The sequence below is a fragment of the Rothia sp. L_38 genome (assembly GCF_050689125.1).
Taxonomy (GTDB): domain Bacteria; phylum Actinomycetota; class Actinomycetes; order Actinomycetales; family Micrococcaceae; genus Rothia.
The window spans coordinates 93,954-102,637 of sequence record NZ_JBOEQD010000011.1 but is presented as its reverse complement, the minus strand read 5'-3'; the positions used below and the strand labels follow the sequence as shown (position 1 = coordinate 102,637).

Sequence of the window (8,684 nt, the reverse complement as noted above, 5' to 3'; positions counted from 1 at the left end):
CCAGCCCGCCGAAGAGGTCATCACCTGGGTTAAGTAGCAAAACCCACCCTACCTGCAACTTCAGGTAGCACAGAAGCCCACCCCACCGCCGTCCGCACCAGGACGGAAGCAGGGTGGGCTTTTGCGTAAGCAGGCCCCCAGCACACCATGGCCCAAGCGCCTCGATCATCTCGTATTTGCTTTTTACTCACCTATTTCCTCGAACCTGATGACTCTTCAATCATTGATGTATCCCTGCTAATGTAGAACTATGTCGCACAAATGCAAGAAAGGAGCGACTATGAGCACCACTATTAGCGTTAGAACCGACGAGGAGACTAAACGCCAGGCAGAGGAACTCTTCAACGAGCTAGGTCTAAACATGTCTACAGCAATCAACATGTTCATGAAGCAGGCCCTTCGCGAAGGAAGAATACCTTTCACCGTTGGGCGCCCCTACCCCAATGCGACAACCATTGCGGCCATCGAAGAAGGACGTCGGCTCGCCCAGGACCCAAACACTCCCCGGATTAGGTCAATCGAGGAGTTCAAAACTCTCATTAACGAACTATGAGATACGAAATCATCACTACCAATGCTTTCAAAAAAGGCCTAAAAACCGCTAAAAAGCGTGGAAAAGACCTCCAGAAACTCACGGATATTGTTGAGGCTCTCGCTGAGGGCAAGCAACTCAGCGCAAAACATAAAGACCACGCGCTCACTGGAAACTACGCCGATACTCGCGAGTGCCATATCGAACCAGACTGGCTACTTATATATGAACGCCTTGAAGGTCAGCTGGTTCTCATCCTGCTCAATACAGGTAGCCATTCAGACCTCTTTTGAGTACTAATTCCGGTGTCTAGCCCACCCCGCCGTCGTCCGCCCACGGGCGAAAAGCGGGGTGGGCTTACCCGCACCGGTTTCAGGCGCCCCTGGAAACCATGGACTGGCGTGAGCCGCGTTTCACGCTCACGGACGTCCGCATGCAAAATCTGACTGCCCACCAGACTCTCGCTGCGCCCATCATAGGCGTAGACACTGCGAGAATCTGGTGGGCGTTCGCTGCGTGCCCGACGCTCCAGCCCCACCATTTACCGCAAAAATACAAGGACGCCGCCCCTCACTCCCCTGCCCAGGGGGCAGGAAAGCGGGAGGCGGCGTCCGCACCCCACCACTTAGATGGGGCAAGACAAACCTAAAAAGACTTAGGCAGCCTTGGGAGCTGAAGTGTCCTCAGGCAGGTTGTTCTTAGCGATTTCAACCAGAGCTGAGAAAGCAGCAGGCTCGTTAACAGCCAGCTCAGCCAGCATACGACGGTCAACCTCAACCTCAGCAGCCTTCAGGCCCTGGATGAAGCGGTTGTAGGTCAGGCCCTCAGCGCGTGCAGCTGCGTTGATACGCTGAATCCAGAGACGACGGAAGTCGCCCTTCTTCTTACGACGGTGGTCGTAGCTGTATACCAGTGAGTGAGTGACCTGTTCCTTAGCCTTACGGTAAAGGCGTGAACGCTGGCCACGGTAGCCTGATGCACGATCAAGGATTACTCGGCGCTTCTTGTGCGCGTTAACCGCGCGCTTCACACGTGCCACGTGTGTCTCCTAACGTCTTGTGTCCTACCCAGCTAAAAACTCTAGCGCTGGTGCAGGAGAGAAAATATCTACTTTTGGTGCGCCCTTTCGGGGCGAAGCTTCAAAAAGAAGGAGCTTACTTGCCCAGCATCTTCTTGATGACCTTAGCCTGACCGCCGGTTACGATCTGGTCAGAAGCCAGACGACGGGTCAGACGGGAGGACTTGTGCTCGAGGTAGTGGCGGCGGTTGGCCTGCTGGCGCTTAACCTTGCCAGTACCGGTGAGCTTGAAGCGCTTCTTAGCACCAGAGTGGGTCTTCTGCTTCGGCATGAGCCGATTCTCCTTACGTTCTACCCTCGCCCCGGTTACGGGGTGAGGAACTGAAAAACTCAACGACCCCGGCGGGCGGGGAAGTTTTAAGGGTGTTCTGCCCGCTCACCGGTGCCCTTATCTTTCAATAAAAACAGCGGTAGAGCGAACGACGACCAAGCACGAAACCCTACACGAGCTCGCGCCTGGTTGTCTAAACAGCTCCTATTCGGCTGACGCCTGTGCCTTGAGCTCCTCGGGCATTGCATCTGCCAGGGAGTTAGTTACAGGGGTTGCCTCAGTGGTGTTGACGCGTTCGCGACCCTTGCGGCCACCTGACTTCTGGCTCTCACGGCGGGCTTCCTGCTTGCCGCGCAGCGGGGCAAGAACCATCACCATGTTGCGACCGTCAACGCGAGGGTTGGACTCTACGGTGCCAACCTCGGTGAGGTCGTTTGCCATGCGTTCAAGCAGACGCACACCCATCTCGGGGCGCTGCTGTTCACGACCACGGAACTGAATCATAGCCTTGACCTTGTCACCGCCAGCCAGGAAACGACGTGCGTGCCCGACCTTGGTTTCGTAGTCATGGGTATCAATCTTGAGGCGGAAACGGATTTCCTTCAAAGAAGCATTGACCTGCTTCTTTCGAGATTCACGTGCCTTGACTGCGGCTTCGTACTTGTACTTACCGAAGTCCATAAGCTTGCACACAGGCGGCTTAGCGTTAGGGGCAACCTCAACCAGGTCAAGGTCAGACTCCTGAGCAAGACGCAGTGCATCTTCTACGCGGACAATACCGACCTGTTCACCGCCGGGGCCGACGAGTCGAACTTCCGGAACGCGAATGCGGTCGTTGATGCGTGGATCGCTAATGACAAAGCTCCTGTTGCTTGTGGTGGGGGTGTCCCCGTGAATTTCTGTGGGGGTTGAAAAAAGCCCCCGGTTGCGGCTTGGCAAGCGGAGGCTTAGGTTACCTACCCAGGGTGAAGGTGCGGACGCCGGTAGTCGGCGCTGTGAGCCTTCGAAGGTTTCCCTTACGGGAGCCTGGGGCTGACCCGGTCGCCAGAGTTGGCGGCAGCGGGTGGGAACTTAAGTTCCACTTGCAAACAGCTCTTAACATTACTGGGTTAGGGGCGGTTTTTCAAGGGTTTTGGCTGTTTTTCTTGGGGCGGACGCCGGTGGTCGGGTTGAGTGTGACGGGCGATTCACGCTCGGTGGGGTTGGTGTGAGATTCTAGTAACCATGAGCAACGAAACTAGCTACCGTTTTGAAGATTCCGCTGAGCAGGGCGAAGCGCTGCCCGATGGTCTGACTGCCGAGCAGGTTGAAGAAGTTAACGCCCAGATGCGCGATATTGCTGAGGTTCCTGCCGTTGAGGTCATTACGACCGCTGCTGTTCACCTAATGAGCGCTGCTGCCGTCAAGTGCGGCCTGGCTGCTGAAGAGAACGCCGAAGACCTCAAAGATCTTGATGAGGCCCGCAAGCTGATTACCGCCCTGGCAGGTTTCGTTACCGCTGCGGCGCCCGAGATTGGTTCCCAGCACGCCGCTCCCCTGCGTGACGGCCTGCGTTCCCTCCAGCTGGCCTTCCGCGAGGCGTCCCCCTACCCGGACGCCCCCGGCAAGGGACCCGGCGAAAAGTTCACCGGGCCGGTTTTCTAGGCTGAGGCCAAGGCAATCTGCACTGAGTCAGCCTGCTCGGCAATGACCTGATTGAGGGCGAGCCCCTGCTGGAAGGTCTGCACGGTCTGGTTGACCTGTTCCTGGGTGAGGCCGGGGCGGAGTTTGAGCATAATTTTCAGCTCTGGCCCGTGCCCACCACCTGCCAGTACGCGTCCGCTCGCGGTCTGCGAGTACACGCCGGTGCCGGGACCTGCTTCAACCGCAACTACAGCAGACAGGGGCGCTGCAATGTTGCTGAGCTCTTCGGCGACCCGGGGGTTGCGGTAGGAGGGCACCCATTCTTCCCCCTTGGCGATTGCCCAGAAAGCTGGGCGGCGCACGACGAAGGTGAGGTCGGCACCGGGGTTTACCACAATCAGCTGGTTCTCGTCTTCAACGGCTGATAGGGCGGTTTTCCGCATATCTGCGGCAACCGGGCGGGCTAGGTCGTGCCAGGCGGTGAGGGCGTCTACATTGGTGAAAACGGGGAGGGCGCGGCGTCCGTCCGGAGCCTGAATACTCACCAGCGCCATATCCGATTCTTTGTCTGATACCAGGCCGTGCTCGGTGATTTCTGCTTGAGATAGCTGGGCTACGACCGGGGCAAAGATGCGCACGGAGCGCAGGGCATCGACCACGGCGACTTCATCGACTTCGCCCGCGGCAAAAGCATCGAGAACTTTTTGCAGGGCGGGGTCGGTTCTGCCGTCGTCGCCGGGGAACTGGTGGGTGTGACTGGTGCCTTCCCCCAGGTTGCGCCCTTCCCAGGGCTGCCCGCCGGTATCGGTTTTTTGACCGGCGGACGCCAGCTGGGCAGCGATATGCGCAGGTAGCTCCCGGCGGGGTGCGCTGGGGTTACCGGGGTTGCCATGCCCGTGGGTGTGGGCGCGGTGCACGCGATCTGAAAAGTCGGTCACTAGGGGCGACCTGCAACGTCGAGGGCCTGGGCCAGGGTGAACTTACCGGCGTAGAGGGCCTTACCGGTGATGGCGCCTTCAACGCCGTGGGGAACCATGGTACGCAGGGCTGCGATGTCATCGAGGGTGGCGATACCGCCGGAGGCAACCACGGGCTTGTCGGTGCGCTCTGCGACCTTGCGTAAAAGTTCCAGGTTAGGTCCCTGCAGGGTGCCGTCCTTGGTGACATCGGTGACCACGTAGCGAGCGCAGCCGTCCTCGTTCAGGCGGTCGAGAACCTCCCAGAGGTTGCCGCCTTCCTTGGTCCAGCCACGGGCTGCCAGGGTTTCCCCGCGTACATCCAGACCAACGGCGATGATATCGCCGTGCTCGGCGATCACCTTGCGAGTCCACTCGGGGTTTTCCAGGGCAGCGGTGCCCAGGTTGATGCGGGCCGGGTTCAGGGATAGGGCGCGTTCCAGTGACTCGTCATCGCGGATTCCGCCTGACATTTCGATTTTGATGGAGAGTTCCTGGGCTACCTCGGTCAGAATTGCGATGTTGTCGCCGCGTCCAAAGGCAGCGTCGAGGTCGACCAGATGCAGCCACTCAGCACCGGCGTTCTGCCACTCTAGGGCAGCTTCGACGGGGGAACCGTAGTTGGTTTCCGATCCGGCTTCGCCCTGTACCAGGCGCACAGCCTGGCCGTTGGCTACGTCGACCGCGGGTAGCAGTTCGAGACGATCAGTCATTGTTCTCTCCTTGGGAGTATGGGGTAAGAGTGAAGTTTTAGGAGGGGCTAGGTATGCGCTGTTGGCTGCCTAGCTGTAGTTCATGACCACGTACAGACCATAGCCGGCGAAGGCAAGACCCACCAGGAGCAGGACCAGCTGGGCTACCCAGGTAATTTTCTGCCTGTAAAAGGAGTAGGCGCCGCCGATGAACATCATGCCCACGGTCATCAGTAGCAGACCGGACGTTGTTGCAGACATCCCTACTGGCCCCCGTCCAAGCGTCCGGTCACAGGCAGGGAGTCAATCCAGTTCTTGAGCAGGCGAATGCCCGCTTCACCCGACTTTTCGGGGTGGAACTGGGTAGCCGCCAGCGGCCCGTTTTCTACGGCGGCGATAAAGTCGCCCCCGTGGTTGGCCCAGGTAACCTGGGGCGGGAGCATCGCTTCGTTGTTCTGGTCGAAGGTCCACTCCTGCACACCGTAGGAGTGCACAAAGTAGAAACGTTCGTTCTCGATACCGGCAAAGAGCTTGGAGCCTTCGGGGGCGCGGACGGTATTCCACCCCATGTGGGGTACAACTTCAGCCTTGAGCTTTTCAACGGTGCCGGGCCACTCACCCAGCCCGTCTGCTTCAACTCCGTGCTCAACACCCTTGTCGAACATCACTTGCAGACCCACGCAGATGCCAAGCACGGGGCGTCCGCCCGCAACGCGCCTGCCAATCATGCGGATAGCGTCTGCTTCTTTCAGGCCGTCCATGACGGCCTTGAAAGCGCCCACGCCGGGCACAACCAGGCCATCGGCACCCAGGACGTCTGATTCCTTGCGGGAAAGCACAACACGCGCTCCCGCTTCTTCAAGGGCGCGGACGGCTGAGCGCACGTTCCCTGCCCCGTAATCGAGAACGGTGACGGTCGGTTGACGGGTTTCAGTCATTAGAGGGCTCCCTTGGTGGAGGGGATGCCGGCGTGGCGGGGGTCGGGCTCTACCGCCTGACGCAGGGCACGGGCCAGGGCCTTGAACTGGGCTTCGGCAATATGGTGGGGGTCGCGCCCGCCCAGCAGGGTGATGTGCAGGCAGATACCGGCGTGGTAGGCAAAGGCCTCAAAGACGTGGCGCACCATTGATCCGGTGAAGTGCCCGCCGATGAGGTGGTATTCGAAGCCTTCGGGTTCGCCGGTGTGTACCAGGTAGGGGCGGCCTGAAATATCGACTACGGCTGAGGCTAGTGCTTCATCGAGGGGCACGGTGGCGGTGCCAAAGCGGCGGATACCGGCCTTGTCGCCCAGGGCCTGACGGAGAACCTCACCGAGCACGATGCCGGTGTCTTCTACGGTGTGGTGCACATCGATGTGGGTATCGCCGGAGCACTTGATGGTCATATCAATCAGGGAGTGCTTGGAGAGGGCGGTCAGCATATGGTCATAGAAGGGAACGCCGGTGTCGATGTCAGAGACGCCGGTGCCGTCCAGGTTAATTTCGACACTGACGGAGGACTCGCTGGTAGTGCGCTCCATCTTTGCAATGCGGGGGCCGATGCCGGTGGATGATTCGGTGGGAACTGCCATGTCTATCTCTTTTTCTAAAGGTTCTTGCCGGTGTGAGGACGGGTGCGGGGCGCTTATCGTTCGAAGGTCTGCACGTAGTCGGTGAGGTGTTCCAGGAAGGCGCTGGTCTCGGCTTCAGTTCCGGCGGTGACGCGCAGGTAGCCGGGAATGCCGTTATCGCGTACAAGGACGCCGCGCTCCAGCAGGTAGGCCCAGGCGGCTTTTTCGTCGTTGAGGCCGCCGAAGAATACGAAGTTGGAGTCTGAGACAGCGGGCTCTAGCCCTAAACCGGTCAGGTGCTCTACGATGCGGTCGCGCTGGGCGCGGATGTCGTCAACGTTAGCTAGCAGCTGGGTGCGGTGGCGCAGGGCGGCGATAGCGGTTGCCTGGGTGACAGCTGAGAGGTGGTAGGGCAGGCGGACCAGGCGGACGGCGTCCGCCACGGCAGGGGCAGCTGCAAAGTAGCCTAGGCGGGCACCGGCTAAAGCGAAGGCCTTGCTCATGGTGCGGCTCACCACCAGGTTAGGGCGACCGGGTAGCAGGGTGAGGGCGTTTTGGGTGCGATCCTGAGCGAACTCGGCGTAGGCCTCGTCGACCACGACAATACCGTTATAGGCGGCAACAGCATCGTAGACAGCCTCAATGACATCTAAACCCAGACCTGTGCCTGTGGGGTTGTTGGGTGAGCAGAGAATGACAATCGAGGGCTTGTGCTGCTCAATTTGCTCAACCGCCGATGCTGCGCTCAGTGAGTAGTCAGCTGCGCGGGTACCGGCAATAAAGGCGGTATTGGTGCCGTCTGCCAGCAGGGGGTACATGGAGTAGGTGGGCACAAAGCTCATAACCGAACGGCCAGGCCCACCAAAGACCTGCATAAGCTGCTGGAGAATCTCATTGGAGCCGTTGGCTGCCCAGATGTTCTCGGGAGTCAGACCGTGCCCCAGGTAGTCTGCTAGCTCCGCCCTTAGGGTATCGAACTCGCGGTCGGGGTAGCGGTTGAGGGTTACGGCAGCCTCTGCCACATCGCGCGTAATGGCCTCGATGACTTCTTGCGGCATGGGGTGGGTGTTCTCGTTAACGTTAAGCGTTACCGGAACGTCAATCATGGGCGCGCCGTAGGGTGAACGCCCCCGCAAATCATCGCGCAGGGGTAGGGCTTCAAGTGCTGTGGTAGTTTCGGTCACCCCCCTAGTGTAGCGACCCAGACCCTTGCCCTGCATTCTTGTTTCGCAGTCTGGCATAGGGCCGCTACCTCTCATTACCGGGTCTGGGTGTAGACGGGAACCTCAAGAACCTGCCCGGGAACGAGCTGGCCGCTGGTGAGATCGTTAATCTGCATGATGCGGTTGATGACATCGCGGTTATCTTCACCCGGCGCAACCTCCGCTGCGATTGACCACAGGGTGTCACCGTGCACCACGGTCACAGTCTGGCTGACAGGAGCGGCCGGGTCAAAAGTAGCGCTCTTAGCTTCGCCCGGAGCTATAAAGGTCAGGGCACCGAGTACCACCAGGGCTAGGAGGGTAAGTAGCGGCAGGCCCCTAAAGACCAGGCGGCCGCGGCGAGTGAGCCGAATTTTTTGGCGCTGAGCAGCAGCGGTACGGGGTGCACTGTCAGCGCGCACCTGGCGGGTGGGCACAGACACCACTGCGGCCTGCCCAGCATTACGCGGGGCAGAAGTAGGGCTAGTGGGAGCCGGGGCCGCAAAGCGAATGCGGTACTGAGGTTCCCTTATAGCTCCAGCCGAGATAGCAGGCTGAGCCCTGTGGCGAACAGTAAAAGTAGCAGCCTGATCAAGGGGCTTCTTCAAAGAAGTACGAGCCATAAACTCGGGCAAGGCGATGGTGCTCATAAGTCTTTCTCCTGATTCACGCTCAAAGATTCAACCAACAGTCGAATCTTTGTTCTAAAATTTCTTCGTACTTATGTTCTATCAGAAAAATCGAACATAGTCGAGAAAAATTAGAACAAATGTTTGAATAA

Annotated in this window: 13 protein-coding genes; 3 read left to right on the top strand and 10 right to left on the bottom strand. The window is 59.2% G+C overall.

Going from position 1 to position 8,684, the window contains the following annotated elements:
- Positions 1-280 precede the first annotated feature (280 nt).
- Together ACRCJM_RS09485 and ACRCJM_RS09480 are read left to right on the top strand one after the other, a co-directional pair.
- Entirely contained in the window at positions 281-553 is a 273-nt protein-coding gene (locus ACRCJM_RS09485; protein WP_431464720.1) for a type II toxin-antitoxin system RelB/DinJ family antitoxin, read from the top strand.
- The gene (locus ACRCJM_RS09480) at positions 550-825 is read left to right on the top strand and encodes a type II toxin-antitoxin system YafQ family toxin (RefSeq protein ID WP_431464719.1); all 276 of its coding nucleotides are present in this window, start codon (positions 550-552) and stop codon (positions 823-825) included. Before ACRCJM_RS09485 ends, ACRCJM_RS09480 begins: the two co-directional genes overlap by 4 nt.
- Positions 826-1,187: 362 nt before the next feature.
- Here the strand turns inward: ACRCJM_RS09480 and rplT are convergent, their stop codons facing one another.
- The 3 genes from rplT to infC form a co-directional block, all read right to left on the bottom strand.
- Positions 1,188-1,571 (bottom strand): 50S ribosomal protein L20, encoded by a 384-nt coding sequence (gene rplT / locus ACRCJM_RS09475; protein WP_135011424.1) that lies wholly within the window; start codon positions 1,569-1,571, stop codon positions 1,188-1,190.
- 115 nt (positions 1,572-1,686) lie between these two features.
- Positions 1,687-1,881 (bottom strand): 50S ribosomal protein L35, encoded by a 195-nt coding sequence (rpmI, locus tag ACRCJM_RS09470; protein ID WP_135011425.1) that lies wholly within the window; start codon positions 1,879-1,881, stop codon positions 1,687-1,689.
- Between the two features lie 204 nt (positions 1,882-2,085).
- Positions 2,086-2,820, bottom strand: coding sequence for a translation initiation factor IF-3 (infC, locus tag ACRCJM_RS09465; protein ID WP_423817200.1), 735 nt, complete (start codon positions 2,818-2,820; stop codon positions 2,086-2,088).
- Between the two features lie 285 nt (positions 2,821-3,105).
- Here infC and ACRCJM_RS09460 point away from each other — a divergent pair, with 285 nt between their 5' ends.
- On the top strand, positions 3,106-3,525 hold the full coding sequence (locus ACRCJM_RS09460) for a DUF1844 domain-containing protein (protein WP_237205532.1): 420 nt from the start codon (positions 3,106-3,108) through the stop codon (positions 3,523-3,525).
- Here the strand turns inward: ACRCJM_RS09460 and ACRCJM_RS09455 are convergent.
- The 7 genes from ACRCJM_RS09455 to ACRCJM_RS09425 all read right to left on the bottom strand — a co-directional run bounded on the left by ACRCJM_RS09455 (position 3,522) and on the right by ACRCJM_RS09425 (position 8,553).
- Positions 3,522-4,442, bottom strand: coding sequence for an SseB family protein (locus tag ACRCJM_RS09455; protein WP_237205531.1), 921 nt, complete (start codon positions 4,440-4,442; stop codon positions 3,522-3,524). The two genes, ACRCJM_RS09460 and ACRCJM_RS09455, sit on opposite strands and share 4 nt — an antisense overlap.
- Entirely contained in the window at positions 4,442-5,173 is a 732-nt protein-coding gene (gene priA, locus ACRCJM_RS09450) for a bifunctional 1-(5-phosphoribosyl)-5-((5-phosphoribosylamino)methylideneamino)imidazole-4-carboxamide isomerase/phosphoribosylanthranilate isomerase PriA (protein ID WP_237206801.1), read from the bottom strand. The genes ACRCJM_RS09455 and priA overlap by 1 nt, the downstream gene beginning before the upstream one ends.
- Positions 5,174-5,242: 69 nt before the next feature.
- Entirely contained in the window at positions 5,243-5,413 is a 171-nt protein-coding gene (locus ACRCJM_RS09445; RefSeq protein ID WP_237206800.1) for a hypothetical protein, read from the bottom strand.
- Between the two features lie 2 nt (positions 5,414-5,415).
- Positions 5,416-6,090, bottom strand: coding sequence for an imidazole glycerol phosphate synthase subunit HisH (gene hisH / locus ACRCJM_RS09440; RefSeq protein ID WP_431464718.1), 675 nt, complete (start codon positions 6,088-6,090; stop codon positions 5,416-5,418).
- Positions 6,090-6,722 (bottom strand): imidazoleglycerol-phosphate dehydratase HisB, encoded by a 633-nt coding sequence (hisB, locus tag ACRCJM_RS09435; protein ID WP_237205528.1) that lies wholly within the window; start codon positions 6,720-6,722, stop codon positions 6,090-6,092. Before hisB ends, hisH begins: the two co-directional genes overlap by 1 nt.
- Positions 6,723-6,775: 53 nt before the next feature.
- On the bottom strand, positions 6,776-7,921 hold the full coding sequence (locus ACRCJM_RS09430; protein WP_431464722.1) for a histidinol-phosphate transaminase: 1,146 nt from the start codon (positions 7,919-7,921) through the stop codon (positions 6,776-6,778).
- Positions 7,922-7,959: 38 nt separating this feature from the next.
- The gene (locus tag ACRCJM_RS09425; protein ID WP_431464717.1) at positions 7,960-8,553 is read right to left on the bottom strand and encodes a LysM peptidoglycan-binding domain-containing protein; all 594 of its coding nucleotides are present in this window, start codon (positions 8,551-8,553) and stop codon (positions 7,960-7,962) included.
- Positions 8,554-8,684: the final 131 nt, after the last annotated feature.